Source organism: Cellulomonas sp. (assembly GCF_015234515.1).
GTDB lineage: Bacteria > Actinomycetota > Actinomycetes > Actinomycetales > Cellulomonadaceae > Cellulomonas.
Map to the genome: position 1 here is coordinate 450064 of NZ_JADGMY010000023.1, position 26935 is coordinate 476998.

Genomic DNA, 26935 nt, shown 5'->3' on the forward strand with positions numbered 1-26935 from the left:
CGTGTCGCGGGCCCACGCCCACCTTGCGCCGGACGGTCGGGGTGCGCCAGGCGAGGGCGTGCGCGTCGGTGCCCTTGTCAGTCGCCCAGGCCCGTGCCGACCTGCCGCGCCGCCTGGATCCACGCGTGGTCCGGCGGGACGAGCTTGACCTTGCCCGCGACGTCGCTCAGCGGCACCGGTACGGCCTCGTCGCCGCGCGCGGCGACCATCACGCCGAACTCGCCACGGTCGACCAGGTTGGCGGCGGCCGCACCCAGGCGTGTCGCGAGCAGCCGGTCCGCCGCGCACGGCGTCCCGCCGCGCTGCACGTACCCGAGGATCGTCACGCGCGTCTCCAGGCCGGTGGCGGCCTCGAGCTCGCGCGCCAGCTTGAACGTGTGCTCACGCTGGGAGTCCTCGACGTTGGCGAGGTGCTTCTTGGCCGCGCGCCGCGCCTCGGGGGTCTTGGACGACTTCACGAGCAGCTGCGCGGCCTCGTAGTCCGCCGTGTCCTCGACGTCGCGGGCGCCCTCCGCGACGGCCACGACGGAGAACGACGAGCCGCGGGACGTGCGCCGCCGGATCGTGTCGGCCACCGCGTCGATCGTGTACGGGATCTCCGGCAGCAGGATGATGTCGGCGCCGCCGGCGATGCCCGCCGCGAGCGTCAGCCAGCCCGCCCGGTGGCCCATGATCTCCGTGAGGATGATCCGGTGGTGGCTGTGCGCCGTGGAGTGCACCCGGTCAACGGCCTCGGTCGCGATCTCCGTGGCGGTCGCGAACCCGAACGTCGTGTCCGTCTCGGCGATGTCGTTGTCGATCGTCTTGGGCAGGTGGATGACGTTGAGCCCCGCGTCGACCAGGCGCATCGCGTTCTTGGCCGTCCCGCCGCCGCCCAGCATGACCAGCGCGTCCAGGCCCAGCTCGCGGTAGTTCTCCGCCACGACCGGCACCATGTCCTGCGGCTCGCCGCCGTCGACCGAGTAGCGGTGCACCTTGTCGCGGCTCGTGCCCAGGATCGTCCCGCCGATCGTCAGGATCCCCGACAGGGCCTTGCCGTCGAGCTCGACGTAGCGGTTCTCGACCAGGCCGGTGACGCCGTCGCGGAACCCGAACAGCTCCATGCCGTGGTGCGCGATCGCCGTCTTGCCGAAGCCGCGGATGGCGGCGTTCAGGCCGGGGCTGTCGCCGCCCGCCGTGAGGATCCCGACCCGCTTGGCCCTGGTCCGTGTCATGCCGCCTCCGGGTGCCCGTGACCGGCGGGAGCCGACCGTGTGGGCGCCAGTGTCCAGGGCGCAGGGGCGTGACACAACGTGGCGAGCGTCCCGGGTGCGGGCGACGCTGCAGGTCGAGAGCCTGGAACGGGCCGGGCGACGCTCAGGGTGGGCGGCTCAGGCGGCCCGCGGCGCGTACATGATGATCGCGACGCCGACGAGGCACACGAGCGCACCGGTGACGTCCCACCGGTCCGGCCGGAAACCGTCGACGACCATGCCCCACGCCAGCGACCCGGCGACGAACACCCCGCCGTACGCGGCGAGGATCCGTCCGAAGTTCGCGTCCGGCTGCAGCGTCGCCACCGCGCCGTACAGGCCCAGCGCGATGACGCCCGCACCGACCCACACCCAGCCGCGGTGCTCGCGCAGCCCCTGCCACACGAGCCACGCCCCACCGATCTCCAGCCCGGCGGCCGCGACGAACAGCAGGATCGAGCGCAGGGCGGTCATCGGGGGTCCTCTCGTCGGGTGAAGGTCCAGCGACCACATCCTCCCGCCGGCGCGTGGCCGCCCGGCGGCTCGAAAGTGGTCAGATCTGCCCCGACGGGAGCGCTGTCGTGCCGCAGATGTGACCACTTCCGGTTGCCGGGCGGCTGGGGGACCGGGGGTTCAGGGGCGGTGGGTGCGCGTCACGTACGCCTCGCCGCGGGGGCTCAGCGCGTAGCCGACCTCGAAGCTCTGCGTCAGGCCCAGGGCCTTGAGCTTGCGGACGTCGAGCTTGAAGGGGTCGCGCTCGCGGCCCAGCTCGGCGGCCAGGTCCGGGGCACGCACGTGCGGGCGCCGGGCGATGACGTCGAGCGTCGCCGCCGTCCACGGGCCGTGGCCGGAGGCGCGGTCGAGGCGGTCGAGGCGCGCGTCGATCGCGGCGACGTCGGCGTCGGTCAGGGCGTCGTCGTCGCGCAGCGCCTCGCGGGGGTCCGGCCCGGCCCACGCGAGCTCGACGCGGTACACCGGCCAGCCGCTCGTGTCGGCTGCCGTCGTGGCCGCTGCAGCCGCGTCGGTGACCGGCGTGCGGCCGTACCGCGCGGTGCGGCGGCGCTTCGCGACCGCCTCCGGATCGAGCAGGCGCAGCAGTGCCGCGGCGTCCGGGAGCCCGGCGGCGTGCGCGTCGGCGTCGGTGAGCACGGCGGGGTCGACGACGTCGACGGCCGTGACCTCGACGACGCCCGCAGGCGTGCGGAACCGGCTGCCGGGGCGCACGTCGGGGCGCTGCCAGCGGCGGAACGCGAGCGTCACCGAGCCGTCGGCGACACCCGCGGCGACCTTCGGCGGCAGGAGCACCCACCCAGCGTGCCGGGTGCGGCCCGGCCGGTCGAGGGGTGGACGTGGGTGAGGCCTGCCGCCGTGTCAGCCCGCCGGCTCGCCCCGACGCCGGTCGGCCAGCGCCCACGCGAGGGCCAGCGCCCCCGCGGCGAGCACCAGCCAGGGGCCGGCCGTGCGGGCCAGACCACCGGTCTGGGCGACCGGCCCGGTGACGTCGACGCGCCCCGAGGCGTCGGTGAGGTCGGCACGCAGCCAGAAGCTGAACGTCTCCTCGCCGACCTCGGCCGAGTTCCCGCTCGTGCTGTCCGCGGGGAACGCCAGCCGGACGGGGACGACGGCGGTCTCACCCGGTGCGAGCAGCTCGGTGTGGATGGCCGTGTCCTGCGCCGCGAGCCGGGAGGCGGGGACGCCGTTGACCGTGAGGTCGTCGAAGAAGGCGTCCCGGGGCTCCTGGTGCATCCGGGCCTGGACGACCGACAGGACGAGCTCGCCCGGCACGGACCCGTCGTTGCGCACGACGACGTCGCGGGTCTCGTCGAACCCCGGGGCGATCGTCCGGGTGCCGAACAACGACCCGGAGCTCGCCACCCGCTCCTGCGCACCGATCGTCACGCCCACCATCGGCTCCGGTTGCGGGATGGCCGGCGCGCTGCCTGACGTGTCCGTGTCCGGCCCGGGCGTCACGTCCGCCGGCGGCTCCGGCGTCGACGTGGCCGTCGCGTCCACCGTCGGCGCCGGCGTCGGTGCAGGCGTCAGGATCGCCGTCGGCACGGTCGTCGGCACCACCGTCGGGGTGGTGCCGGCCGCCGTGGCCGCCACCGGCACGGCGAGCGCCAGCGCCGTCGCGGCCGCCACGACCACCACCGGTCGCCTGCTCATGCTCGCGCCTCCTGGTGGTCGTGCGGGCGGGCCCGCGGACGTGTCCCACCACGGTGGCGCGTCCAGGGCGGCCCACCGGACCGGCGCTAGGGAAAACCCGAGCGCCGGGTCAGGGCTCCGGGCGCACGGTCTGCTGCAGGAAGGCCAGCACCGCGGCGACGCGGTTGTTGGCACCGGGCGGCAGGTCGAGCAGCCGGTAGATGTGGCTCAGGTGCGCCTCGACGGCCTTGGGTGAGATGTCGAGCGCGTTGGCGACGGCGTCGTTGCTCTGCCCTTGCGCGACGAGCTGCAGCACCCGGAACTGCGCGGCGGACAGCCGGGCCAGCGGCGTGTCCGCCATCGCGACGGACCGGTCGACCAGCGCGGGGTCGATCACGACCTGCCCGCGCGCGACAGCCGCGAGCGCCCGGACCAGCTCACCCGGCTGGGCGGACGAGCGCTTCGACAGGTAGCTCCACGGCGTCGGTGCCTCCGCGCTCACCGAGCGGACCAGCGCGAGCATGTTGTAGTTGGAGATGAGCAGGATCCGCAGCCGCGGGTCCCGTTGCTGCAGCGACCTGCCCAGGGCGATCCCGTTGCCGTCTCCCAGGTCGATGTCGAGGACCGCGACGTCCACCTCGCCCGGGCCCACCTCGCTCAGCGCCTCGGCGTGCCCGGCGGCGGTGGCCACGACGTCGATGCCCGGGTGCCGCGCCAGCAGCGCCTCGAGGAGGCCGCGCAGCATCGCCTCGTCCTCCACGACGGCCACGCGCAGCGGGCGGCCCCCCGTGCTCACGGCGTGCGCCCGTCGTCCGACCCGACCCTCAGGGGCAGCCGTGCCGTCAGCCTCGCCCCCCCGTCGGGCCCGGGCAGGAGCGTGAGGTCGCCGTCACGCGCCAGCACCCGGGCTCGCAGCGCCGCCAGTCCCGAGAGGCGGGGCGGGTCGTCGGGCAGGCCGGACCCGTCGTCGTCGACGCGGACCCGGGCGGCACCGGGCTCGTGCGGACTCGCCCCGCGGTCCGCGCCCAGGGTGACCCAGATGTTGCGGGCGTCCCCGTGCCGCACGGCGTTGGCCGCGCCCTCCTCGACGATCAGGTACAGCAGCATGCGGTCCGCCGCCGCCAGCCCCTGCCCGACGTACAGCGGCTCGGCACCGGGCTCGTACGCGACGTGCATGCGGACGGACGGCGGCAGGCGGTCGGCGGCGAGCAGGAGCGCCGACGGCAGGTCGACGTCGGCCGCCAGGGGGTAGAGCTGGTGCGCGACGGCGCGCACCTCGGACTCCCGGATGTCGTCCAGGGTCGCGGACAGCTCGGTCAGGGACCGGGCGAGGTCCGCCTCGCCGGCGCGGGAGAGGTCGTCGCGGATCTCCTCGATCTCGCGGTTGACCAGGACCATGCGCTGCTGCAGGCCGCCGTGCAGCCGGCGCGATATCTCCCGGCGGACCCGCAGCTCCTCCTGCTCGAGCTGCCGGCGGGCACGCTCGGCGCGCAGCGCCTCGCGGATGCGTAGACGCTCCTCGGCGCGGATCCGACGTCGGGTGCCGACGACGTACATCGCGGCACCGATCACGACGGCCGCCTGGCTCGACCCCACCACGGTCTCGACCACCCCGAACACCGGTGGCAGGCCGTCGGGCAGCCCGAGGGCCACGGCGCCGATGCGGGCCACGCCGATCATCGCGCCGAGCGCCACGGCCAGCACGGCGCGCCGCCACACCGGCCAGCGCAGCACCGGCAGCCGCTGCAGGACGGCCCCGGCGACCGCCCCGGCGACCGTCATGCCGCCGAAGGCCAGGGCCAGGAGCCGCAGCGTGGTCGTCTCGTCGGGCCGCACCGCCTCGCCGCGTCCGATCGACACGATGTCGTCGATCGTCCAGGGCAGGACGTCCACGGCCGAGCCCACGGCGAGCATCGTGATGCCCAGCACGACGAGGCGGACGAGCAGATCGTGCTCGTCCGCGCCCCTGCCCCGATCGACCTGCGGCGTGTGGTCGCTCACGCCTCATCGTGACACCGGGGCCGGGCGGCGGCGCGGCGTGCCCCCCGGCGTCGCGGTGCCCCTACGCCCGGACGGCGTGCAGCACCAGGTTCTCGGCGGCGTGCCCGGTCGCGTCGCTGCGCTGCAGGCACGTGATCACCACGAGCCGGTCGCCGCCGTCGGGCAGGGCTCCCCAGATGTCCTGCGACCGTGCGGCCTGGGCCTTGCCGAGCACCTCGGCGCGCTCGACGACGTACCTCACGCCGTCGACCACGAGCTCGGCGCCGGGCTGCACGAGCACGGCCGGGTCGGCCGAGCCCGGCTCGAAGAACGCGTTGCCGGGCGCCCGCCCGGAGCGCACGGCGTGCAGGGCCACGACCAGCGGCCGGGTGCCCTGCGGCGTCACGCGGTCCGGGTCGCGCAGCACGAACGCGTCGGTGAACGTGGGCGGGTTGAGCGTGCCGCCGGTGACCGTCATCTCGACGAGCGGGACGTCGACGCCGTGCGCGGGCGCGACGAAGCGGCCACCGGTGGCGCGCAGGTCGGCACCCTCGGTGTCGGGCGTCGCCTCCACGACGACGGGGCGCCCGTCGAGGTCCGGCAACGCCGCCGTGGCGCCGCCGCTCGTGAGCCCCGTGACCATCAGCACGGCAGCGGCCACGAGGGCGGCGGCCGTCCCGGTCGTCCGCGCGACGTGCCACGCCCGTCTACGGGCGGGCGGCATCGCGTGCCTCCTCGCGGTCGCGGCGCGGCGTGGCGACCATGACGACGCCGTACACGACGAGCCCGACGCCCACGGCGGCGGCGACGTACGGGCCCCACGCCCCGTGCGTGACGTGGCCGACGAGCGGCACGGTGTACACGACCCGGCCCATCACCTGCTCGGGCACGACCGGCGCGTCGGCGTGCTCGTTGGCGTCGCCCTGGGTGACGAAGCCGGCGAGCCCGTCGGCGCCGCGCGTGATGCCGACGACGCGGTGGGTGACCAGGGTCGGGTCGTCCGACTCCGGCTGCACCGTCACGACGTCCCCGATGCGCAGGTCGGCCGGGTCGGTGGGTCGCACGACCACGAGGTCGCCGGCGGAGATGGTCGGCTCCATCGAGCCGGAGAGCACCGTCAGCGGGACCGCGCCGATCAGGCGGGGGACCACCGTGACGACGGCCGCGACCAGGAGGAGCACGACCATGGCCGCGGTGAGGAGGGCCGAGCCGACGCCCCGCGCGCGGCGCGGGGCGTCGACCGGGACGGTGCCGGCGGTGGGGACGGCCGCCGGCACCTGGTCCGTGGTCATGGGCTCGCCTCGAGGTCCTCGTCGCGCGTGGTGGCGACGCCGTCGGTGGTGGGGTCGGGGGCCGGTTGCTCCGCCACCGTCGCCCGGGCCCCGTCGGGCGCCGCGGCGTCCCAGTAGAGGTCCGGCAGCGTGTACGGCACCTGGACGAGGGGCTCCGCGGTGGTCGACGCCGGGTAGAAGGAGGCGACGCCGCTGCCACCGGACAGTCGGAAGCTCGCCGTGGGGGCGTAGTCGTAGTGCACGGCGTGGGCCTTGAGGCGGACGGTGATCGAGGTGGCCCCCGCGGGCAGCGCCGTCTCCGCGTAGCCGTCCGGCCGGCTCCCGCCCTCGCGGTAGAACAGGTGCTCGGTCCGCGCCGGGTCCAGGGCCGAGAAGGTCTGGTCCTGGAACAGGTGGTGCGTGCGGGACCCGTCCTCCTGGACGACCCAGTACTCGGTCTGGTGGCCCTGGAACTGCGTGGCGCTCCCGCTCACGGCCGACCACCCGTGCTCGAGCCTGAGGATGATCGGCAGCTCGTACCGGCTCAGGTCGAGCCTGATGTCGTAGTAGAACCCCAGCGCGTGCTCGTAGCCCGGCGGCAGCTCGATGGGGTCGAGCGGCTTCTCGGGCTCGATGTCGATCGGCGGCTCGTCGGGCGTCGGTGCGGCGACGACGGTCACGCCGGGCAGCCGGACCTGGTCCTGCCACAGGGCGGTGGTCGCGCCGACCGGGGCGGTCACCATGCCGACGCCCAGGACGGCGGCCAGTGCGGCGACCGCTCCGGTCGTCATCCTGGGCGTGCGGGACATGTCGCCTCCTGGGAGGTCGGGGCCGGTCATGTGGTCCCGCCTCCGGACCGCTCTGGTGGAGCGGTCCGGAGGCGAGGGTGCGGCGCAGGGGGTCAGCCCTGTCGCGCGTCGTCAGCTCTGCGACGGCGGGAGCTGCTGGAGCGTCACGGTGAAGTCACCGGGGCTCCACGACTCGTCGGTGAGGTCGACGCCGTCGCTGCTGTCCTGCAGGTGATCTGCCAGGCGGATGCTCACGGACAGGGTGTCGGGGGTGGCCCCGGCGCCGAGGTCCGCGGGCGTGAGCTCGACCGAGAAGGTGGCGTCGTCCTCGGGCGAGGTGCCCAGGACCGTGTCGCCGACCTTCCACTCCACGTCCAGCCAGTCCGGGACCGGCGCGCCGGTCTGCGTGACGAGCTGGGCCTTCAGGTAGTCACCGGCGAGCTCCGGGGTGATCGTCGTCTCGCCGACGAGCTCGACGCCCGCCACGAGCTGGATCTCGCCGTCGTCGGGCGAGATCACCACGGGCGAGCCGCTGCTGATGTCGTTCGCCGTCCACGTGACGGCGCTGTCGCCGGCGAGCTCGAGCTCACCACCCGTCACGACCGCGCCCGGCGCGGTCGCGGTGTCGCTCCACAGCGCGAAGGTCCCCGCCGTTCCGAGCAGGATCACCGCACCGGCGCCACCGGCGACGAGGCCCTTGGTCCTCTTGTTCATGGGATTCCTTCTCTCCTCTACCGGCGGGACCGTCCCCGCCCGGGTCGGCGGGAGACGGTCCCGCCCGCCGCGCCCTGGTGAGGGCGTCACTCATCGAGGGTGCGACGCCGGGTGGGCGCGAGGGCGGGCGCGGTAGGGAAAACCCGAGCGCTCGTGCCACGGGGTCTGCGGCGGGTGCGGCAGGGCGACGCCGGGGGCTGGACGAGCCGGGCCGAGCGGGGCTACCGTATAAGTATCTACTTATAGCCTCGCGCAGCGCGAGGCGGACGGAGGAGCGATGGCCGGCGTCGACGCACTGGAGCAGGCAGGGCTGGTCGCGCGGGAGCTGCACCGCGGCGAGCGTGGCGGCACCCCCACCAAGATCGCGGTCGCCCGGCGTCTCTACCGCGCCGCCCCGGACGACGTGTGGGACGCCCTCACCGACCCGCAGCGGCTGCCGCGCTGGTTCGCGCCGGTCGCCGGTGACCTGCGCGAGGGGGGCCGATACCAGGTCGAGGGCAACGCCGGCGGCGTCGTCGAGGAGTGCCGACAGCCCGAGCGGTTCTCGCTCACCTGGGAGATGGGTGACCAGGTCAGCTGGGTCGAGCTCCTCCTCGCACCGGCGGACGGCGGCACGGAGCTGACGCTGCGGCACGACATGCACGTCGACCCGCAGTTCTGGGAGCAGTTCGGCCCCGGGGCGGTCGGCGTCGGGTGGGACCTCGCGCTGTGGGGGCTCGCTGCGCACCTCGCGACGGGCGAGGCGATCGCGCGGGACGTCGGCGAGCAGTGGCCCACGACGCCCGAGGGCCAGGCCTTCATCCGGCACGCCGCCGCCGGGTGGGCGCGCGCCGACGCCGCCGACGGACGCGAGACCGCCTCCGCCGAGGCGGCCGGGCAGCGGACCTTCGCGTTCTACACGGGCACGGCGGCACCCGAGGCGTGAGCACGCCACACGTCGACCTCGTCCTGGCGGCGCTCGCGGAACCCGTGCGCCGCCGGCTCCTCGAGCACCTCGCCGGCACCGAGCGTTCCGCCGGTGAGCTCGTCGCCGTCGCGCACGACGAGTTCGGGATCTCCCAGCCGGCGACGTCCCAGCACCTGCGCGTGCTGCGCGAGGCCGGCGTCGTCGTCGTGCGTGCCGACGGGCCGCGTCGGCTCTACCGGGTGGAGCCCCAGGCGCTGGGCGTCGTCGAGGACTGGCTCGCCGGGTTCCTCGACCCGTTCGCGCAGCCGCTCGACGCGCTCGAGACGGAGCTGGCGCGCGGGCGGCGACGCGGGCGGCGGACGGACTCGTCCGCGGACCCGGTGGCCGAGCAGTCGGCGTCGTGACCGCTCGTCGCGACGGCCACGACGGGTCTGCCTCGCCCGCTGCCGGGCGTCACGCCCGTCGCAGGCGCCGGCTGCGCAGCGTCGCCCCGGCCAGCAGCAGCCCCCACACCAGGAACCAGGGCTCCCACAGCAGCAGCCGCCACCGCAGCGCCCGGTCCGACAGCGCCTCGTCGGGGACGACGAGACCCGCGGCGACGAGCGCGAGCGTCGTCACCTGCAGCGTCCCGTAGAGGACGAGCACAGCGGACCCGAGCCAGCCGAGGGCCAGCAGCGGGCGCCGCGGCAACCGCTCACCCCACGGCTGCACGAGCGCCAGCGCCAGCACCCCGCCGAGGACCTTGAGCACGAGAGCGACCGCGTTCGCGGTGAGCAGCGCCGCGTCCCGTTCGCGTCCCAACCGCTCGACCGACCCGCCGAGGGTGTCGAGGCCGAGGGTGCTTCCCGTCGCCCACACCAGGCTCACCGCCGCGAAGGTGAACGCCGCCACGACCGCGCCCCACGCCACCCAGGCCGGTGGCACCCACGTCCGCATCCCACGCCGCCCGGCACCGCGCCTCACCCCTCCAGCACCTCCCGCAGCGCCCGCACCACCGGCCACGCCGCGTCGGCCGTCGTCCCCGCGACCGTCCACGTCAGGCCCGTCGCCGGCTCGTGCGTCGACCAGAACGACACCCCCGTGTCCATGCCCTCCAGGGCCACGGCGTCGTGGTCGCGGAGCCAGAGCCCCAGGCCGTAGCCGTCCCCGTCGCCCGCGCCCTCGGGAGCGCGCCGCATGCGCGCGACCAGCTCCTGCGGCACGATCCGCCCGCCGAGCAGGGCGCCCCAGAACCGCTCCATGTCGAGCGTCGTCGTGTACGCGCCGCCGTCCCCGCCGCCGACGACCGGCAGGTGGTGCACGTTGCTGCGCCACTGCCCGCCGACGCGCACGTACCCCACCGCGGCGTCGCCCGGCAGCGCGTCCGAGCGCGGGTAGCCCGTGGACGTCGTGCCGGCGGGCTCCAGCACACGCGTGCGGACGAGCTCGTGGAACGGCACGCCCGCCGCCCGCTGCGCCAGGACCGACAGCACCACGAACCCGCCGTTGCAGTACGCGAACGCGCTGCCCGGCGCGAAGGCCTGCGGGTGCCCGTCGAGGATCGGCAGGTAGTCCTCCGGGTCGACCAGGGCGTGCACCGGCACGGGCATGAGGTACTCGCTGACGTCGGCGTCGTCGTCCAGGTACTCCCCGATGCCGGACCGGTGGCTCAGCAGGTGCTCGACCGTGACCGCGTCGTCGACGAGCGGCAGGTCGTCGTGCAGCAGCGAGCGGGCCGTCGTGGTCAGGTCGAGCGTCCCGTCGGCGACGAGCGACAGGACCGCCAGCGCGGTGAACCCCTTGCAGCCGCTCGCCGTCGCGAACCGGTGCCGGGGCGTCATCGCCAGTCCGTGGCGCCGGTCGGCCAGCCCCCACGCGGCGTCGAGCAGCACCTCGCCCGTCCCGGACCCGGGCAGCGCGCCGGGCGCGTCCCGCGTCACGCGAGCGACGACGCCGACGTGCTCGTCCGCCTCGGCCGCGACCGTCGCGAACGCCTCGTCGGCGACCTTCCGCAGCGCGTCGTCGTCACCCATGCCCGCGACGCTACCCATGGCCGGCCGGGTGGCCCAGGGGATTGCCGGGCGCGCCGCAGCCGAGGCACGAGCCTCGCGCCGCGCCCGTGCGACCATCTGGCGTGCCCGCGATCCTCGCCGTCCTGCTCGCGGCCGTGTGCTTCGGCACGACCGGGACCGCGCAGGCGCTGGGGCCGTCGGCCGACCCGGTCGCGCTCGGGGCGGCACGCATCGCGGTCGGGGGGATCGCGCTGGCGGTCGTCGCGGCGCTCGTCGCGCGCGCCCGCCCTGAGGCGCGGGTTGCTGAATTGCACTCTCGCGCCCGGGGGTGGGGGTGGGGGGTTGCTGGATTGCACTCTCGCGCCCGGGGGTGGGGGTGGGGCCGGGGGTGGGGGGTGGCTGGATTGCACTCTCGCGCCCGGGGGTGGGGGTGGGGGGTGGGGTTGGGGGCGCTCGGGGTGCTCGCGTACCAGCCGGCGTTCTTCCTCGGGACGGCGCGCAACGGCGTCGCGGTCGGCACGGTCGTCGCGCTCGGGTCGGCGCCGGTGCTGACCGGCCTCGCGACGTGGGCGCTGGGTCGTGGACGCCCCGGACGGTCGTGGCTCGTCGCGACCGCGCTGGCCACCACCGGGGTGGTCGTCCTGGGGCTGGCACCCGGCGACCCGGCCGCGGCGACCGGTGGGCTCGACCCCGTGGGCGTCCTCGCGTCGCTCGGCGCCGGCGCCGCGTACGCGCTGTACACGCTCGCCGGGGCGGCCCTCATCGACACCGGCTGGACGTCCACGACCAGCATGGGCGCGATGTTCGGCGTCGCGGGCGTGCTCAGCCTGGGCGTGCTCGCCGTTGTCGGCACGGGCGGTCTGACGTCGCCCGCGGGGCTCGCGACGGTGCTGTGGCTGGGGCTCGTCACGACGACCGCGGCCTACGTGCTGTTCGGGTACGGGCTCGCGCGGCTCGGGGCGCCGACGGTCGCGACGCTCACCCTCGCGGAGCCGCTGACCGCGACGGTGCTCGGTCTGGCGGTGCTCGGTGAGCGGCTGTCGGGCGGTGCCGTGGCAGGGCTGCTCGTGCTGGCGGTCGGTCTGGTCTTCCTCGCGGTCGGGGCCCGGCCGCGTCAGCCCGCGGCCCTGGTCTGACGGCACGGCGCTCACCCCTCCCGGGTGGCGCGTCGACCAGGGCGGGCACACGTCGGACCGCGCCCGGTGCCCGGATCCTCCGCCGATGTCGCACTCGTGACGGCGGTGCTACTTTCGGCGGAGCGGGATGCAGACGATGCGGTCTGAGCGGGGGCGCCCAGTGATCCGACCTGACGACGCGCGTGCGGGCACGGCAGCGCACGTCCCGCCCCCCGCGCCCGCGCCGCCGGGCACCGCGCCGACCGGCTCCACCCGCAACCTCGTGCTGGCGACGGTCGGCTTCTTCGTCAACTTCTGGGCGTGGGCGCTCATCAGCCCGCTGGGCTCGGCGTACGGCGAGCGGCTCGACCTGACGGGCTTCCAGCAGTCGGCGCTCGTCGCGGTGCCGGTGATCGTGGGGTCGCTGGGGCGTATCCCGGTGGGTGCGCTCACGGACCGCGTCGGTGCGCGCGTCATGTTCCCGGTGGTCAGCATCCTGACGGTCCTGCCGGTGCTGTACGTCGGGTTCGTCGCGGAGAGCTTCGTGGCGATGGTCGTCGGCGGGTTCTTCCTGGGGCTGGGCGGCACGGCCTTCGCGATCGGTGTCCCGCTGGTCAACGCCTGGTACCCCCCGTCGCGGCGCGGCATCGCGCTGGGCATCTTCGGCCTCGGCATGGGCGGCACGGCGGTCTCGTCGTTCACGACGGTCCGGCTCACCAACGCCGTGGGCCCGGAGGCGCCGTTCGTCATCGTCGCGTGCGTCCTGACGGCGTACGCGGTGCTGGCGGTGCTGCTGGTGCGCGACGCCCCGGGGCGGGCGCCGGCGCAGGGCTCGTTCCTCGCGCGGACGTGGGCGACCGCGAAGCTGCCCGCGACGGGTCAGCTCTCGGTGCTGTACGCCGTGGGCTTCGGCGGGTTCGTCGCGTTCAGCGTCTACCTGCCGACCTACCTGACGAACGCGTACGGCCTCACGCAGGAGGACGCGGCGCTGCGCACGGCCGGGTTCGTGGTCCTGGCGGTGCTCATGCGGCCCGTGGGCGGCGGGCTGACGGACCGGTACGACGCGACCCGGGTGCTCGTCGTGTGCTTCCTGGGTGTGGCCGTGCTCGCGGCGGTCGCGGCGGTCGAGCTGCCGCTGATGCCGATCGGCACGATCGCTTTCCTCGGTCTCGCGGCCCTGCTGGGCGCGTCCTCGGGGGCGGTGTTCGGCCTGGTCGCGCTCCTGGCCCCGGCCGAGAAGGTCGGTGCGGTGACCGGGCTCGTCGGCGCCGCGGGCGGCCTCGGCGGGTTCGTGCCGCCGCTGATCATGGGCGCGGTCTACGACAGGACCGGCCACTACACCATCGGCCTGGCCCTGCTGGCCGTCGTCGGGGTGCTCACCGCGTGGTTCACGCGCGGTCCCGTCCGCCGCTCCGCACGCGCGGGGCGCGCCCCGGCCTGACCCGCACGTCGCACGCCCCGCAGGACCCGACCACCCGGAAGGACCTCGCACCGTGACCCTGCAGAACGACCCGCCCCGGCTCGACGGCGACGTGACGGAGGCCCTGCTGCGGACGCGGCGGTTCTTCCAGAAGGCGGAGGTCTCGCAGGACCTGCGGACGCTGCACCAGATCGGCGGGCGCGACGCCGACACGTTCTACCGGGACCGGTGGAGCCACGACAAGGTCGTCCGCTCGACCCACGGCGTCAACTGCACGGGCTCGTGCTCGTGGAAGGTGTACGTCAAGGACGGCATCATCACGTGGGAGTCGCAGCAGACCGACTACCCGACGGTCGGGCCGGACTCCCCGGAGTACGAGCCGCGGGGCTGCCCGCGCGGCGCGGCGTTCAGCTGGTACACGTACTCGCCGACGCGGGTGCGCTACCCGTACGTGCGCGGCGTGCTGCTCGAGATGTACCGCGAGGCGCGGGCGCGCCTGGGGGACCCGGTGCTCGCGTGGGCGGACGTCGTGGACGACCCGGTCCGGGCGCGGCGCTACAAGCGCGCCCGCGGCAAGGGCGGCCTGGTGCGCGCGACGTGGGACGAGGCGGTCGAGATGGTGGCCGCCGCGCAGGTCCACACCATCAAGCGGTACGGGCCGGACCGGGTCGCGGGCTTCTCGCCGATCCCCGCCATGTCGATGGTGTCGCACGGCGCCGGCGCGCGGTACCACTCGCTCATCGGCGCCCCGATGCTGTCGTTCTACGACTGGTACGCCGACCTGCCCGTCGCCTCCCCGCAGGTCTTCGGGGACCAGACGGACGTCCCGGAGTCGGGCGACTGGTGGGACGCCGGGTACCTCATCATGTGGGGCTCGAACCTGCCGGTGACGCGCACGCCCGATGCGCACTGGATGGCCGAGGCGCGCTACCGCGGCCAGAAGGTGGTCGCGGTCAGCCCCGACTACGCGGACAACGTGAAGTTCGCCGACGAGTGGCTCGCGGTCGCGCCCGGCACGGACGGCGCGCTCGCGATGGCGATGGGGCACGTGACGCTCAAGGAGTTCTTCGTCGACCGGCAGGTGCCGTACTTCGCCGACTACGTCCGGCGGTACACGGACCTGCCGTTCCTGGTGCGTCTGGAGGAGCGCGACGGCCGGTACGTGCCGGGCAAGTTCCTGACGGCGGAGGACCTGCCGGGTGCGGAGGCGCTCAGCGACAACGCGGCGTTCAAGACTGTCCTGCTCGACGCGCGCACCGACCGGCCGGTGGTGCCCGGCGGGACCCTCGGCCACCGTTTCGGCGACGACGGCGTCGGGCACTGGAACCTCGACCTGGGGGACGTGGAGCCGCTGCTCAGCGCGGGCGGCGCGGTGATCGGCGAGGCCGGGCGCGGCGAGTCGGTGCTGGTGGAGCTGCCGCGCTTCGACTCGCTCGACGGCACGGCCGCGGTCACCCGGCGCGGCGTGCCGGTCCGGCGCGTGGGGGACCTGCTGGTGACGACCGTCCTGGACCTGCTGCTCGCGCAGTACGGCGTGGGGCGCGACGGCCTGCCGGGGGAGTGGCCGACGGGGTACGACGACGCGTCGCAGCCCGGGACGCCGGCGTGGCAGGAGCAGTTCACGGGTGTGCCGGCCGCCAAGGCGGAGCGGATCGGGCGCGAGTTCGCCGCCAACGCCGAGGAGTCGCGCGGCCGGTCGATGATCCTCATGGGCGCGGGTACCAACCACTGGTTCCACTCCGACACGATCTACCGCACGTTCCTCACGCTCACGACGCTCACCGGCTGCCAGGGCGTCAACGGCGGCGGCTGGGCGCACTACGTCGGCCAGGAGAAGGTCCGGCCCAGCACCGGGCAGCAGATGTACTCGACCGCGAACGACTGGGCGCGTCCGCCGCGCACCATGATCCAGACCGCGTACTGGTACCTGCACACCGACCAGTTCCGGTACGACCCCTTCAGCGCGGACACCCTGACGGCCGCGACCCCCGGCACGGGCGGCGCGTTCGCGGGGCTGACGACGGCCGACGTCATCGCGAAGTCCGCGCGCATGGGCTGGATGCCGTCGTACCCGACGTTCGACCGCAACCCCCTGGACCTGGCGGCGGACGCCGAGGCGGCGGGTCTGCCGGTGGGCGAGTACGTGCCGCGCGAGCTGACCGAGGGCCGCCTGCGGTTCGCGGCCGAGGACCCCGACGCCCCGGAGAACTTCCCGCGCGTCCTGACGGTCTGGCGCGCCAACCTGCTCGGCTCGTCGGGCAAGGGCGACGAGTACTTCCTGCACCACCTGCTGGGGACGGACTCGAACCTGCTGGCGACGCAGGCTCCGCCGGACGCGCGGCCCCGGGACGTCGTCTGGCACGACGAGGCGCCGGAGGGAAAGCTCGACATGCTCCTGTCCTTGGACTTCCGCATGACGAGCACGACCGTCTACTCCGACGTCGTCCTGCCCGCGGCGACCTGGTACGAGAAGCACGACCTCAACACCACGGACATGCACCCGTTCGTGAACTCGTTCAGCCCGGCCATCGCCCCGCCGTGGCAGACGCGCACGGACTTCGAGATCTTCCACACCATCGCCCGGGAGTTCTCGCGGCAGTCGGTGACGCACCTCGGGGTGCGCCAGGACGTCGTCGCGGTGCCGCTGACGCACGACAACCCCGACGCGATGGCGAACCCGCACGGCCGCGTGCGGGACTGGAAGGCGGGCGAGTGCGACCCGGTCCCGGGCCGCACGATGCCGAAGCTCGCGGTCGTCGAGCGCGACTACCCGGCCGTCGCCGCGAAGCTCGCGACGCTCGGGCCGATCCCCGACACCCAGGGTCTGACGACCAAGGGCGTGACGTTCGACGTGGGGGAGGAGGTCGAGTACCTGCGGCGCAAGAACGGGGTCGCGCGCATCCCGGCCGGGGCACCGGGCGCCGTCGCGGACGGCCGCCCGCTGCTGTCCCGCGACGTGCACGCGTGCGAGGCGATCCTCGCGCTGTCCGGCACGACCAACGGCCGGCTCGCCGTGCAGGGCTTCCACACGCTCGAGAAGCGCACGGGCACGCGGATGGCGGACCTGGCGGCCGAGCACGAGGGCAAGCAGATCACGTTCGCGGACACGCAGGCCGCGCCGACGACCGTCATCACGTCGCCCGAGTGGTCCGGCACCGAGCACGGCGGCCGGCGGTACTCGCCGTTCACCGTCAACGTCGAGCGGCTCAAGCCGTGGCACACCCTGACGGGCCGGCAGCACTTCTACCTCGACCACGACTGGATGACCGAGCTCGGTGAGGGCCTGCCGGTGTTCCGGCCGCCGCTGAACATGCAGGCGCTGTTCGCCGAGAACGCGCTGGGCCACGTCGGGGAGGTGGACGGGGCCGCGGGCCTCGGCGTGACGGTCCGCTACCTGACCCCGCACAACAAGTGGTCCATCCACTCCGAGTACCAGGACAACCTGTTCATGCTGTCGCTCTCGCGCGGCGGCCCGGCGATCTGGATGAGCGACCGCGACGCGGCCAAGGTCGGCATCCGCGACAACGACTGGGTCGAGGCCGTGAACCGCAACGGGGTCGTGGTCGCGCGCGCGATCGTGTCGCACCGCATGCCCGAGGGGACGGTGTACATGTACCACGCGCAGGACCGGCTGATCGACGTGCCGCGGTCCGAGAGGACCGGGCGACGCGGGGGCATCCACAACTCCCTGACCCGGCTGCTCATCAAGCCGAGCCACCTCATCGGCGGGTACGCGCAGCTCGCGTACGCCTTCAACTACCTGGGTCCCACGGGCAACCAGCGCGACGAGGTCACGGTCGTCCGTCGCCGGTCGCAGGAGGTGGAGTACTGATGCAGGAACGGCGACGTACGGGGCGAGGGACGAGCGCGGTGCGGAGCGTGACGACATGAGGGTGATGGCCCAGATGGCGATGGTCATGAACCTCGACAAGTGCATCGGGTGCCACACCTGCTCGGTGACCTGCAAGCAGGCGTGGACCAACCGCACCGGCACCGAGTACGTCTGGTTCAACAACGTCGAGACGCGCCCCGGCCAGGGCTACCCGCGGACGTACGAGGACCAGGAGAAGTGGGAGGGCGGCTGGACCCTCAACAAGCGCGGTCGCCTGCAGCTCAAGGCCGGGGGCCGGCTGAAGAACCTGCTGACGATCTTCGCGAGCCCCAAGCAGCCGTCCATCGACGAGTACTACGAGCCGTGGACGTACGACTACGAGAGCCTGACCAACGCGCCGCTGCAGGAGCACACGCCCGTCGCGCGGCCGAAGTCCCTGCTCAGCGGCAAGGACATGCAGGTCGGGTGGAGCGCCAACTGGGACGACGACCTGGGTGGCGCACCCGAGCTGGCGACCGCCGACCCGATCCTGCAGCGCGTGTCGGACAAGGTGAAGCTCGAGTTCGAGCAGACCTTCATGTTCTACCTGCCGCGCATCTGCGAGCACTGCCTCAACCCGTCGTGCGCCGCGTCGTGCCCGTCGGGGGCGATCTACAAGCGCGAGGAGGACGGCATCGTCCTGGTGGACCAGGACGCGTGCCGCGGCTGGCGCAAGTGCGTGACGGGCTGCCCGTACAAGAAGGTCTACTTCAACCACAAGACGGGCAAGGCCGAGAAGTGCACGTTCTGCTTCCCGCGCATCGAGGTCGGCCTGCCGACGGTCTGCTCGGAGACGTGCGTCGGGCGGCTGCGGTACATCGGCCTCGTCCTGTACGACGCGGACAAGGTGCTCGCCGCCGCGTCCGTGACCGACGAGCGCGAGCTGCTCGCCTCCCAGCGCGCCGTCTTCCTCGACCCGGACGACCCGCAGGTCCAGCGCGAGGCCGAGCGCGCGGGCATCCCGCACGACTGGGTGCAGGCGGCGCAGCGCTCACCGATCTGGTCGCTCATCAGCACGTACGAGGTCGCGCTGCCGCTGCACCCCGAGTACCGCACGCTGCCGATGGTCTGGTACATCCCGCCGCTGTCGCCCGTCGTGGACGTGGTGCAGGAGACCGGTGTCGACAGCGAGGACTCCTCCCACCTGTTCGCCGCCATCGACACGCTCCGCATCCCGGTGGAGTACCTCGCCGAGCTGTTCACCGCGGGTGACACCGCGCCGGTCACGGCGGTGCTCAAGCGCCTCGCGGCGATGCGCTCGTACATGCGCGACCTCAACATGGGCCGCGCGGGCGACCCGGGCATCCCGCGGTCCGTGGGCATGGACGAGGCGACGATGTACGAGATGTACCGGCTGCTCGCGCTCGCCAAGTACGACGAGCGGTACGTCATCCCGGCGACGCACGCGGAGCAGGCGCACGGCCTGGAGGAGCTGGCCACCGAGTGCAGCCTCGACTACGACGGCGGGCCCGGCATGGGCGGCTCCGGGCCCTTCGGGGAGGGCTCCGGCGGCCAGGACCCCCTCGCGGTCGAGAACTTCCACATGCTGCAGCAGCGCCAGACGACCGACACCGTCGCCGAGCCCGAGAGCCGCAAGGCGCGCGTGAACCTGCTCAACTGGGACGGCAAGAGCGCCCCGGCCGGGATGTTCCCGCCCAAGGCCGGCCCGGACGGCGCCCACCTGCGGGAGCCCGAGAGCGACGACCCGGCCGCCGTGGTGCAGCCGCGGCCCGCGGGTGGCAGCGTCCCCGGGCCGACGGGGGCCGGCACGACGCCGGTGGCCGACGACCCCCCGGACGCGCCCGCGGCGGGGGACCGGCCGTGAGGCGGTTCGCGCGTCGCACCGCGGCGCACCACGCGGCGACCCGTGAGACGGCCGTCGCCCACCGCGTCGCCGCGCTCGTCCTCGACTACCCGGGCCCGGAGCTGCTGGCGATGCTCCCGGACCTGCGCGTCGCCGTCGCCACGCTCCCCGGGCACCTGCGTGCGCCGCTCGAGCAGGTCCTCGACCACCTCGACGCGCACGGCCCGACCGAGCTCGCGGCCGAGTACGTCAGGACGTTCGACCTCGCCCGTCGCCGCTCGCCGTACCTGAGCTACTACTCCTACGGCGACACCCGCAAGCGTGGCGTCGCGCTCGTCGAGTACAAGCAGGCGTACCGCGCCGCGGGCTTCGAGCTCGCGGCCGACGAGCTGCCGGACCACGTCGCCGTGGTCCTCGAGTTCGCGTCCACCGGCGACTCCGCCGCGCAGGAGTCGGGGCTGCGCCTGCTGCTGGCGCACCGCGCGGGTCTCGAGCTGCTGCGGCTCGCGCTGCTGGACGCCGACTCCCCGTGGTCCGGTGCGCTCGTGGCCGTGTGCGCGACCCTCCCGCCGCTGGACGGCGACGACCGCGAGGCCGTCGCCCGGCTGGCGGCCGAGGGGCCGCCCGGCGAGGAGGTCGGTCTCGAGCCGTTCGCGCCGCCGTCGTTCGCCACCGACCCGGGAGCCCGCCGATGACCACGACCACCGACACCCTGCTGTGGGTCGTCGTCCCGTACGTGTGCCTCGCGATCTTCGTGCTGGGGCACGTGTGGCGGTACCGGTACGACAAGTTCGGGTGGACGACGCGCTCGTCGCAGCTGTACGAGAGCCGGCTGCTGCGCTGGGCCAGCCCGCTGTTCCACTTCGGGATCCTCGCGGTGTTCCTCGGGCACGTGATGGGTCTGGGCATCCCGCAGTCGTGGACGGAGGCCGTCGGGATGAGCGACGCGGCGTACCACTTCCTCGCCGTGTCCATCGGCTCCGTCGCGGGGTTCTGCACCGTCGTCGGGCTGGTGCTGCTGATCTACCGCCGGCGGACCGTCGGGCCGGTGTTCCGTGCCACGACCCGCATGGACAAGCTCATGTACCTCATGCTGGCCGTCGTCATCTTCCTGGGGATGTGGAACACGGTCAGCGGGTCGATCCTCAACCTCGGCGGCGGGTACGACTACCGCGAGGGCGTCTCGGTGTGGTTCCGCGGCATCTTCCGGTTCGACCTGTACCCCGAGCTCATGGCCGAGGCCCCCCTCGGGTTCCAGCTGCACGGCATGGCCGCGATGCTGCTGTTCGCGCTGTGGCCGTTCACGCGGCTCGTGCACGTGTTCAGCGCACCCGTCGGGTACCTGTGGCGGCCGTACGTCGTGTACCGCGCGCGGACCGACCGCTTCGGCACCCGGCCGGCGCGGCGCGGCTGGGACCAGGTAGGGCGCGAGGAGCCGTCGCGCCGCTGAGGGTGCCCGACGCCCGACGGCCCGGGACTCAGGTGGCCGGTGGCGTGCGGGCGCCCGGCCCGAGCGCGCGCTGCACGCGCGTCACGTCGTGCCAGGTGCCGTGCTTGAAGCCGATGGCCCGGAACGTCCCGACGACCTCGTAGCCCAGCGCCCGGTGCAACCCGGCGCTGGCCGGGTTGGGCTCGGTGTAGCCGGCCACGGCCTGGCGGTAGCCCAGCGCGGTCAGGCGTGCGAGCAGCGCCGTGCCGAGGGCACGTCCGGCACCCGTGCGGCGCCGGCCCGGCTCGACGTACACGCTCGTCTCGCACGCCCAGCGGTACGCGGGGCGCGCGGCGAACGGTCCCGCGTAGGCGAAGCCGACGACGCGCCCGTCCGGCGGGAGCGTCGCGACGAGCCACGCGTGCGTCGCGAGCGCGGCGGCGATGCGGTCGGCGACCTGCTCGGGCGTCGGCGGCACGGACTCGAACGAGACCGCGGTGTCGCGCACGTACGGGGCGTAGATCGCGGCGCACGCGGCCGCGTCCGTCAGGTCCGCGTCGCGGACCGCGACGGCCGGTGAGGACGGGTCGGCGGAGCCGCTGCTCATGTCCGGACACTAGCGGCACCTCGCCCCTAGGGTGTGACCCGGCGCACCCCGACCGTGCGCCCGGCCCCTGGCCCCCGGGCACCACGCCCGCCCACCGCGGAGGACCCCGTGACGACCGACACCACCCCCGACCTCGGCACCGGCTCGGCGCCGCGGGTCGGCACCACGTACGGCGCGACGCCCGTCTTCGGGGCGCCGGCAGCCCCCGGCGACGAGGGCACGCGCCCGCTCCAGCACGACGCGCGGCGCCCCCCGCGCTGGTGGGGCAAGGCCCTGGCGATGGCGGTGCTCGCCGTGTTCGTCGGGATCTTCGCGTGGGGCGCGCTCGGCGCGCTGCAGACGCTGCTGGTCAACCTGCTGATCGCCTTCTTCATCGCGCTCGCCCTCGAGCCGATCGTCGTGTGGCTGGTGCGGCACGGGTGGAAGCGCGGCGGCGCGGCGGCCGTGGCGCTCCTGGGCGGCCTGGCGGTCACCATCGTGGTGTTCGCGCTGTTCGGCAACCTGTTCGTCCAGCAGCTCGTGCAGCTCGTCGGCTACGTGCCGGACCTCTACACGTCGGCGGAGAAGGCGATCGAGTCGCGGTTCGGGGTCGACGTGCCGGCCGTCGACGAGCTCGTGCGCCAGGGCGCCGAGGAGTGGGGCGGCGAGGTGGCCTCGGGTGCCCTGCTGGTGGGCACGACGATCCTCGGCGCGGTGTTCGCGGCACTGACGATCCTGCTGGTGACGTACTACCTGCTGGCCGCCGGCCCCCGCTTCCGGGCGTCGATCTGCCGCTGGCTGACGCCGGACCGGCAGCAGGAGGTGCTGCGGCTGTGGGAGGTCACGCAGGTCAAGGTCTCGGACTTCATCACCACGCGCATCGTGCTGGCGGCCATCGCGACGGCGGCCACCTTCGCGTTCCTCGCGATCCTCGGCACGCCGTACTCGCTGCCGCTGGCGCTGTTCACGGGCGTGGTCTCGCAGTTCGTGCCGACGATCGGCACGTACATCGGTGGCGCGCTGCCCGTCGCCGTGGCCCTGACGTCGCAGGGCTTCCCGCAGGCGCTCGGCGTGCTCGCGTTCATCCTCGGCTACCAGCAGATCGAGAACCTGTGGCTCGCGCCCAAGGTGTCGGCGCGCGCGCTGGAGATGAACGCGGCGGTGTCGTTCGTCGTCGTGCTGGCGTTCGGTGCGGTGTTCGGTGCGCTGGGGGCGTTCCTCGCGCTGCCGATCGCGGCGACCATCCAGGCGGTGGCCACCACGTACGTGCAGCGGCACGAGCTGGTGCGCTCGCACATGCTCCACGACCCGGGGGAGGGCGACGACGACGAGGACGCGGGCGACGACGACGCGGGCGACGACGAGGACGCGGGCGACCCGGCGGGGCGCGGCGATCCCGGCACGGCGCGCGAGGCGGCGCGCGAGGTCGACCGGCGCGAGGACGACCGTCGCGGGGACGGTGACGTCTGACGTCCGGCAAAGTCGCAACAGTCCTTGCGCAATAAATCTTGCGCAAGGACTGTTGCAGGTCCTGTCCGAGTGACAAGCGCACAGGAGGACCACCATGAACCGCACGACCCGCCACCCCGCCCGCACCCCCCGCGTCCCACGCAGCACCCGCCCCGGGGACCGCACCGCCGAGCTCGAGGCCTACCGCCGCGACCGGCTGCTCGCCGAGGCGCAGCTGCGCACCCGGGTGCTCTGACCGTCGTCAGGAGACCCGCATGACCGACACCGCCCCGACGCCGGCACCGGCCCCCGCGCTGCGCACGTCCGACCCCGCCGTGCTGCGCGCGCTCGCGCACCCGCTGCGCGTCGAGATCCTCGACCTGCTCGACGACCTGCGCGAGGCGACCGCGAGCGAGGTCGCCGAGCGCACCGACCAGACCGTCGCCAACTGCTCGTTCCACCTGCGCAGCCTCGAGAAGGCGGGCTTCGTCGAGCGGACCGAGCCGAGGGGCCGCGAGAAGCCCTGGCGCCCGGTGCACCGCTCGCGGCGCCTGGAGCCCGACCCGACCGACGCCGAGTCCATCCGCGACGTCGCGTCGGTCGCCGCGGTCGTCGTCCAGCGCGAGGCCGCGCGCGCGGCCGACTACTTCGCCGACCCGCGCGCGGCCGACCCGAGCCGCGTCCGGACGACCGTCCTGACCGCCCAGCGGCTGTGGGCGACGCCCGACGAGCTCGAGGAGCTCGCGTCGCGCCTCACGGCCCTCGCCGACGCGTTCGAGGGGCGGGACGAGGACCCGTCGCTGCGGCCCGAGGGTGCGGTGCTCGCACGGTTCTTCGGCGTGCTGCACCCCGAGCTGCGCGACTGAGCCGGCGACCCGGCCCGCAGGACGGTCCGGCGCCGGGCCCTCAGCGGGCGTCGTGCAGCAGTGCGAGGGCGGCGCGCAGACGATCGACGTCCACCTGGCCGGGCGCGCTCGCGGCCCCGGCGCTGGCGAACGTCATCGCGGAGCCGAACACGCCGCCCGCGAGGCGGCTGACCACGCCCAGCGCGCCCATCGCGACGGTCACGACCGGCCGGTCGGCGTCCCGCGCGAACGCGCGCGTCGCGGTGAGCAGGGCCAGGACGTCGTCCGGGTCGTGCGGCATGACCGCGACCTTGCAGACGTCGGCCCCGACGTCGCGCTGGCGGCGCAGGAGCGCGACGATCTCGTCGGCCGGCGGCGTGGCCGCGAAGTCGTGGTGCGACACGACGACGGCCAGCCCGGCGGCCCGCGCCCGGGACACGAGGTCCGCCACGCCGGGTGTCGCGAGCTCGACGTCGATCGCGTCGGCGGTCCGCCCGCCCACCTCGGCACCCTCGGCCCCGGCGCCGTCGATCACCGCGCCGTCGATCACCGCGTCGACGATCGCCGCGTAGGCGTCGTCGTCGGCGGCCTGCGCCCCGCCCTCGCGGGCCGAGCGGAACGTCGCGAGTAGCGGGACGGTCGCCGGCAGCGCGGCCCGGACGGCCGCGACGGCCGCGCGCGCGACCGCGGGGTCGAGGGCCGATCCCGTGAGGTGGTCGAGGCGCAGCTCGACGACGTCCGCGGCACCGTCCGGCAGCGCCCGGGCGGCCGCGGCGGCGTCCTCGGGCGTCGCCGCCACGATCGGCACGCAGACCTGCGGGGTCCCCGCGCCCAGGGTCGTCCCGCGCAGCCGGAGCACGCCGTCGATCGTCGTCATGCGTCGATTGTCGCCGCATCGCGGCGCGGGTGCGGCGTCCGTCCGGGAAGGTCCCTCGGGTGGTCGGGCCCTCAGGTGGTGGGACGGGCGGCGAAGGTCGCCCACACGTGCTTGCCCGACGCGTCGGCCCACCAGCCGACGTCGGAGGACAGGCGGCGAGCGATCTGCAGACCGAACCCGCCCTCGCCGGCCTCGCGGCCGGCGGCCAGGACCGGCGCGTGCGCGGTGTCACCGTCGGACACCACGACGAGCACCTCGTGCCCGTCGAGGAGCAGCTGGACCTGGGCGGGGGTGCGCCCGTGCGCCAGCGCGTTGGTGGCGAGCTCCGAGGTGACGAGCACGACGTCGTCCGGCACGCCGTCAGTGTCGTCGGACGGCGCGACCGACGCGGCGAGCTGGTCGCGCAGGTCGCTGCGCAGGGCCCGCAGCTCGACGGGGTCCTCGAGCACCCACCGGCGCACCGGGACGAACTCGGCACCCGGCCGGGTGGCCGGCAGGGAGCGCCCGGCCGGCGCGTGCGAGAGCGCGTCGTCCGGCGGGAGCGCGGCGGGCGGCAGCGGCGCCGGGGTGCTCGGGAGGCTCACGCCGTCGGGGGCGTCGGGCGACGTGAACCGGTACTCGTCGCTCATCTCTCCCGCACCCCCTCCCGGCTCCTCGCCCTCGCCCGCGTCCGTCTCGGCGTGTCCGTGCCCGGCGTTTCCGCCACGGTAGGCGTCCTCGCGCGATCCCACCACCGAGGGACGGGCCGTGTCGCCGCCGACACGGACGGTTGTCCGACCGCGTCGACGGGCGCCTCGTCCCCGGACCTGCAGGGGGACCTGCCCGGACGGGGCAGAGGGTACTCCGGTGTCGGAGGGCGTCGGTAACGTCGGGACGAGGTCGGGGCAAGGCCTGTGGACGCGCATCAGGACGAGGGGGACGGCGATGAAGCTCGGGTTCGTGGGCAGCTTCGGGACGGTGCACGAGGTGGTGGACCTCGCGGTCGACGTCGAGCAGCACGGCTGGGACGGGTTCTTCACGTGGGACGGCGTGGACCTCGAGGGCATGGAGGCGTGGGACCCGTGGGCGGTCCTCGCGGCGGCGGCCGTGCGCACCGAGCGCGTCACGCTCGGTGCGCTGGTGTTCGCGCTGCCGCGCCGGCGCCCCTGGGTGTTCGCCAAGCAGGCGGTCACCGTGGACCACCTGTCGGGCGGGCGGCTCGTCCTCCCGGTGGGCCTGGGGGTCCCCATGGACCGCGCCGTGGCGGGCGTCACCGGCGAGGCGGCGACGCTCCGGGAACGCGCCGAGCGGTTCGACGACGCGTTGACGGTGCTCGACCGGTCGTTCACGGGTGAGCGGTTCGACGTCGACGGGACGCACCTGCACGTCGACGGGATGCAGCTGCGGCCCGTCCCGGTCGCGCGGCCGGACGGCCGCACGCGCATCCCGCTGTGGGTCGTGGGCTCCTTCCCCTCGGACCGGTCGATGGGGCGCGCGGTCCGCTACGACGGCGTCGTGCCGCAGCACCGGGGGGAGCGCGCGGAGCAGGAGCTCGAGCCGCAGGACGTCGCGGACGTCGTCGCGTGGGTGCGGGAGCACCGGGCCGCGGACGCCGGACCGTTCGACGTCGTCCTGCACGGTGCGCTGCCGGCGGACCGCGGCGCGGCGCGCGACCGTCTCGCCGCGCTCGCCGAGGCCGGTGCCACCTGGTTCATCGACGCGCTGTGGGACCCGTCGACCGCGACGCCGCAGACGCTGCGCGAGCGGGTGCGCCAGGGGCCGCCCCGGCCGTGAGGAGCCGCGGCGTGTCGGACGCGGCGTCCCTCAGGAGGGTGCGCGGGCGGGGCGGGACATCGGGTAGATGAGCGGGCCGGCCGGGGCGAGCGGGACGACCGCATGCGCGTCGGTGTACCCGCGACGCCGGTAGTAGCCGACGTTCGTCTGGTTGGTCGTCTCCAGGTACGACGGGGCGCCCAGGGTGTCGAGGTCGGCGAGGAACCGCCGCAGGAGCACGCTCCCACGGCCCGCGCGCTGCAGGTCCGGGCGGACCCCGAAGGCCTCGACGTACCAGCTGTCCTGGGGCACGCCGCGCGACGTCAGCTCGCCGAACCGGATGATCCCCCGGCTGTGCTCGCGCGTGTGGAGGGCGATGCGGGCCAGTCGCCCGCTCTGCCGCAGCCAACGGCCCAGGGTCATCGGGTAGGTCTGCGGCGGGTAGATCGCCAGCACACCGGTGACCTCGTCGCCGAGCTTGGTGGCCAGCACCCGGCCGTGGCGCAGACCGTCGGCGAGGGTCATGCGGTACACCTCGCGCAGCTCGCGCGTGCGCCGCGCGGTGACGGGGAAGAGGTGGGCGTAGCCGGGGTCGTCCGCCAGGGCCGCCGCCAGCACCGCCGCCGCCTGCGTGCGGTCGCGGGGGTCGAGCCACCCGAGCGAGTCGGGCGGGTCGACGCGCGACGTCGTCTCTGGCCGTCCCCCTGCGTCCATGAGCGCATCGTCACCCGGACGTGCGTCCAGGTGCAACCGGAACGA

28 protein-coding genes are annotated in these 26935 nt (G+C 74.7%); 12 read left to right on the forward strand and 16 right to left on the reverse strand.

Features of this window, described 5'->3' with window-relative positions; genetic code table 11:
- Nucleotides 1-77 precede the first annotated feature (77 nt).
- From IR158_RS11000 to IR158_RS11045, 10 genes are all read right to left on the reverse strand, one after another.
- Nucleotides 78-1214: a 6-phosphofructokinase gene (locus IR158_RS11000; protein WP_291812899.1), complete on the reverse strand. Its 1137-nt coding sequence runs from the start codon at nucleotides 1212-1214 to the stop codon at nucleotides 78-80.
- A gap of 156 nt (nucleotides 1215-1370) precedes the next feature.
- Nucleotides 1371-1706 (reverse strand): YnfA family protein, encoded by a 336-nt coding sequence (locus IR158_RS11005; RefSeq protein ID WP_291812901.1) that lies wholly within the window; start codon nucleotides 1704-1706, stop codon nucleotides 1371-1373.
- 159 nt (nucleotides 1707-1865) lie between these two features.
- Nucleotides 1866-2537, reverse strand: coding sequence for a hypothetical protein (locus IR158_RS11010; protein ID WP_291812903.1), 672 nt, complete (start codon nucleotides 2535-2537; stop codon nucleotides 1866-1868).
- A gap of 66 nt (nucleotides 2538-2603) precedes the next feature.
- Nucleotides 2604-3398, reverse strand: coding sequence for a hypothetical protein (locus IR158_RS11015; RefSeq protein ID WP_291812905.1), 795 nt, complete (start codon nucleotides 3396-3398; stop codon nucleotides 2604-2606).
- A gap of 109 nt (nucleotides 3399-3507) precedes the next feature.
- Nucleotides 3508-4173 carry a response regulator transcription factor gene (locus IR158_RS11020; RefSeq protein WP_291812906.1) on the reverse strand — a complete coding sequence of 222 codons (666 nt, stop codon included), beginning with the start codon at nucleotides 4171-4173 and terminating at the stop codon, nucleotides 3508-3510.
- A complete protein-coding gene (locus IR158_RS11025; protein ID WP_291812909.1) occupies nucleotides 4170-5378 on the reverse strand; it encodes an ATP-binding protein in 1209 nt (402 codons plus the stop codon). The genes IR158_RS11020 and IR158_RS11025 overlap by 4 nt, the downstream gene beginning before the upstream one ends.
- A 61-nt stretch (nucleotides 5379-5439) precedes the next feature.
- Nucleotides 5440-6081, reverse strand: coding sequence for a hypothetical protein (locus tag IR158_RS11030; RefSeq protein WP_291812911.1), 642 nt, complete (start codon nucleotides 6079-6081; stop codon nucleotides 5440-5442).
- Nucleotides 6065-6649: a signal peptidase I gene (locus IR158_RS11035; protein WP_291812913.1), complete on the reverse strand. Its 585-nt coding sequence runs from the start codon at nucleotides 6647-6649 to the stop codon at nucleotides 6065-6067. Before IR158_RS11035 ends, IR158_RS11030 begins: the two co-directional genes overlap by 17 nt.
- Entirely contained in the window at nucleotides 6646-7437 is a 792-nt protein-coding gene (locus tag IR158_RS11040; protein ID WP_291812915.1) for a hypothetical protein, read from the reverse strand. Before IR158_RS11040 ends, IR158_RS11035 begins: the two co-directional genes overlap by 4 nt.
- Nucleotides 7438-7548: 111 nt before the next feature.
- On the reverse strand, nucleotides 7549-8130 hold the full coding sequence (locus IR158_RS11045; protein WP_291812917.1) for an alternate-type signal peptide domain-containing protein: 582 nt from the start codon (nucleotides 8128-8130) through the stop codon (nucleotides 7549-7551).
- Between the two features lie 277 nt (nucleotides 8131-8407).
- On the opposite strand from IR158_RS11045, the gene IR158_RS11050 reads away from it, so the two are divergent.
- On the forward strand, nucleotides 8408-9055 hold the full coding sequence (locus tag IR158_RS11050) for an SRPBCC family protein (RefSeq protein ID WP_291812919.1): 648 nt from the start codon (nucleotides 8408-8410) through the stop codon (nucleotides 9053-9055).
- Nucleotides 9052-9441, forward strand: coding sequence for a metalloregulator ArsR/SmtB family transcription factor (locus IR158_RS11055; RefSeq protein ID WP_291812921.1), 390 nt, complete (start codon nucleotides 9052-9054; stop codon nucleotides 9439-9441). The genes IR158_RS11050 and IR158_RS11055 overlap by 4 nt, the downstream gene beginning before the upstream one ends.
- A 49-nt stretch (nucleotides 9442-9490) precedes the next feature.
- Here IR158_RS11055 and IR158_RS11060 read toward each other — a convergent pair whose 3' ends face one another.
- Together IR158_RS11060 and IR158_RS11065 are read right to left on the reverse strand one after the other, a co-directional pair.
- Nucleotides 9491-10000: a DUF3995 domain-containing protein gene (locus tag IR158_RS11060; protein ID WP_291812923.1), complete on the reverse strand. Its 510-nt coding sequence runs from the start codon at nucleotides 9998-10000 to the stop codon at nucleotides 9491-9493.
- Nucleotides 9997-11049, reverse strand: coding sequence for a serine hydrolase (locus IR158_RS11065; RefSeq protein ID WP_291812925.1), 1053 nt, complete (start codon nucleotides 11047-11049; stop codon nucleotides 9997-9999). Before IR158_RS11065 ends, IR158_RS11060 begins: the two co-directional genes overlap by 4 nt.
- Before the next feature lie 416 nt (nucleotides 11050-11465).
- Between IR158_RS11065 and IR158_RS11070 the strand changes: the two genes are divergently transcribed.
- From IR158_RS11070 to narI, 6 genes are all read left to right on the forward strand, one after another.
- Entirely contained in the window at nucleotides 11466-12164 is a 699-nt protein-coding gene (locus IR158_RS11070) for an EamA family transporter (protein WP_366928430.1), read from the forward strand.
- A 160-nt stretch (nucleotides 12165-12324) separates the two neighbouring features.
- A complete protein-coding gene (locus tag IR158_RS11075; RefSeq protein ID WP_291812929.1) occupies nucleotides 12325-13584 on the forward strand; it encodes a nitrate/nitrite transporter in 1260 nt (419 codons plus the stop codon).
- 52 nt (nucleotides 13585-13636) lie between these two features.
- A complete protein-coding gene (locus tag IR158_RS11080; RefSeq protein ID WP_291812931.1) occupies nucleotides 13637-17395 on the forward strand; it encodes a nitrate reductase subunit alpha in 3759 nt (1252 codons plus the stop codon).
- A gap of 55 nt (nucleotides 17396-17450) precedes the next feature.
- Nucleotides 17451-19259 (forward strand): nitrate reductase subunit beta, encoded by a 1809-nt coding sequence (gene narH, locus IR158_RS11085; protein WP_291812934.1) that lies wholly within the window; start codon nucleotides 17451-17453, stop codon nucleotides 19257-19259.
- Complete coding sequence (gene narJ, locus IR158_RS11090) at nucleotides 19256-19933, forward strand: nitrate reductase molybdenum cofactor assembly chaperone (protein WP_291812936.1); 678 nt, start codon at nucleotides 19256-19258, stop codon at nucleotides 19931-19933. The genes narH and narJ overlap by 4 nt, the downstream gene beginning before the upstream one ends.
- Nucleotides 19930-20688 (forward strand): respiratory nitrate reductase subunit gamma, encoded by a 759-nt coding sequence (narI, locus tag IR158_RS11095; RefSeq protein ID WP_291812938.1) that lies wholly within the window; start codon nucleotides 19930-19932, stop codon nucleotides 20686-20688. The genes narJ and narI overlap by 4 nt, the downstream gene beginning before the upstream one ends.
- A 28-nt stretch (nucleotides 20689-20716) precedes the next feature.
- Here the strand turns inward: narI and IR158_RS11100 are convergent, their stop codons facing one another.
- Nucleotides 20717-21274, reverse strand: a complete 558-nt coding sequence (locus IR158_RS11100; protein WP_291812939.1) for a GNAT family N-acetyltransferase — start codon at nucleotides 21272-21274, stop codon at nucleotides 20717-20719.
- Nucleotides 21275-21382: 108 nt separating this feature from the next.
- On the opposite strand from IR158_RS11100, the gene IR158_RS11105 reads away from it, so the two are divergent.
- From IR158_RS11105 to IR158_RS11115, 3 genes are all read left to right on the forward strand, one after another.
- Nucleotides 21383-22723 (forward strand): AI-2E family transporter, encoded by a 1341-nt coding sequence (locus IR158_RS11105; RefSeq protein WP_291812941.1) that lies wholly within the window; start codon nucleotides 21383-21385, stop codon nucleotides 22721-22723.
- 94 nt (nucleotides 22724-22817) lie between these two features.
- A complete protein-coding gene (locus IR158_RS11110; protein WP_291812943.1) occupies nucleotides 22818-22958 on the forward strand; it encodes a hypothetical protein in 141 nt (46 codons plus the stop codon).
- Between the two features lie 19 nt (nucleotides 22959-22977).
- Nucleotides 22978-23568 carry a winged helix-turn-helix domain-containing protein gene (locus IR158_RS11115; RefSeq protein ID WP_291812946.1) on the forward strand — a complete coding sequence of 197 codons (591 nt, stop codon included), beginning with the start codon at nucleotides 22978-22980 and terminating at the stop codon, nucleotides 23566-23568.
- Nucleotides 23569-23608: 40 nt separating this feature from the next.
- Here the strand turns inward: IR158_RS11115 and aroD are convergent, their stop codons facing one another.
- Both aroD and IR158_RS11125 read right to left on the reverse strand, forming a co-directional pair.
- The gene (gene aroD / locus IR158_RS11120) at nucleotides 23609-24424 is read right to left on the reverse strand and encodes a type I 3-dehydroquinate dehydratase (RefSeq protein ID WP_291812948.1); all 816 of its coding nucleotides are present in this window, start codon (nucleotides 24422-24424) and stop codon (nucleotides 23609-23611) included.
- Nucleotides 24425-24495: 71 nt separating this feature from the next.
- A complete protein-coding gene (locus IR158_RS11125) occupies nucleotides 24496-25053 on the reverse strand; it encodes an ATP-binding protein (RefSeq protein WP_291812950.1) in 558 nt (185 codons plus the stop codon).
- A gap of 295 nt (nucleotides 25054-25348) precedes the next feature.
- Between IR158_RS11125 and IR158_RS11130 the strand changes: the two genes are divergently transcribed.
- Nucleotides 25349-26197, forward strand: coding sequence for an LLM class flavin-dependent oxidoreductase (locus IR158_RS11130; RefSeq protein WP_291812952.1), 849 nt, complete (start codon nucleotides 25349-25351; stop codon nucleotides 26195-26197).
- A 30-nt stretch (nucleotides 26198-26227) separates the two neighbouring features.
- On the opposite strand, the gene IR158_RS11135 is transcribed toward IR158_RS11130, so the two are convergent.
- Nucleotides 26228-26890, reverse strand: a complete 663-nt coding sequence (locus IR158_RS11135; protein WP_291812954.1) for an N-acetyltransferase — start codon at nucleotides 26888-26890, stop codon at nucleotides 26228-26230.
- Nucleotides 26891-26935: the final 45 nt, after the last annotated feature.

Excerpts from the sequence above, each read along its gene's own strand:
- IR158_RS11000 (WP_291812899.1), bottom strand. The coding sequence starts at position 1,214 with ATGACACGGACCAGGGCCAAGCGGGTCGGGATCCTCACGGCGGGCGGC.
- IR158_RS11005 (WP_291812901.1), bottom strand. The coding sequence starts at position 1,706 with ATGACCGCCCTGCGCTCGATCCTGCTGTTCGTCGCGGCCGCCGGGCTG.
- IR158_RS11015 (WP_291812905.1), bottom strand. The coding sequence starts at position 3,398 with ATGAGCAGGCGACCGGTGGTGGTCGTGGCGGCCGCGACGGCGCTGGCG.
- IR158_RS11030 (WP_291812911.1), bottom strand. The coding sequence starts at position 6,081 with ATGCCGCCCGCCCGTAGACGGGCGTGGCACGTCGCGCGGACGACCGGG.
- IR158_RS11035 (WP_291812913.1), bottom strand. The coding sequence starts at position 6,649 with ATGACCACGGACCAGGTGCCGGCGGCCGTCCCCACCGCCGGCACCGTC.
- IR158_RS11040 (WP_291812915.1), bottom strand. The coding sequence starts at position 7,437 with ATGTCCCGCACGCCCAGGATGACGACCGGAGCGGTCGCCGCACTGGCC.
- IR158_RS11045 (WP_291812917.1), bottom strand. The coding sequence starts at position 8,130 with ATGAACAAGAGGACCAAGGGCCTCGTCGCCGGTGGCGCCGGTGCGGTG.
- IR158_RS11050 (WP_291812919.1), top strand. The coding sequence starts at position 8,408 with ATGGCCGGCGTCGACGCACTGGAGCAGGCAGGGCTGGTCGCGCGGGAG.
- IR158_RS11065 (WP_291812925.1), bottom strand. The coding sequence starts at position 11,049 with ATGGGTGACGACGACGCGCTGCGGAAGGTCGCCGACGAGGCGTTCGCG.
- narH (WP_291812934.1), top strand. The coding sequence starts at position 17,451 with ATGAGGGTGATGGCCCAGATGGCGATGGTCATGAACCTCGACAAGTGC.
- narI (WP_291812938.1), top strand. The coding sequence starts at position 19,930 with ATGACCACGACCACCGACACCCTGCTGTGGGTCGTCGTCCCGTACGTG.
- IR158_RS11100 (WP_291812939.1), bottom strand. The coding sequence starts at position 21,274 with ATGAGCAGCGGCTCCGCCGACCCGTCCTCACCGGCCGTCGCGGTCCGC.
- IR158_RS11110 (WP_291812943.1), top strand. The coding sequence starts at position 22,818 with ATGAACCGCACGACCCGCCACCCCGCCCGCACCCCCCGCGTCCCACGC.
- IR158_RS11115 (WP_291812946.1), top strand. The coding sequence starts at position 22,978 with ATGACCGACACCGCCCCGACGCCGGCACCGGCCCCCGCGCTGCGCACG.
- aroD (WP_291812948.1), bottom strand. The coding sequence starts at position 24,424 with ATGACGACGATCGACGGCGTGCTCCGGCTGCGCGGGACGACCCTGGGC.
- IR158_RS11125 (WP_291812950.1), bottom strand. The coding sequence starts at position 25,053 with ATGAGCGACGAGTACCGGTTCACGTCGCCCGACGCCCCCGACGGCGTG.
- IR158_RS11130 (WP_291812952.1), top strand. The coding sequence starts at position 25,349 with ATGAAGCTCGGGTTCGTGGGCAGCTTCGGGACGGTGCACGAGGTGGTG.
- IR158_RS11135 (WP_291812954.1), bottom strand. The coding sequence starts at position 26,890 with ATGGACGCAGGGGGACGGCCAGAGACGACGTCGCGCGTCGACCCGCCC.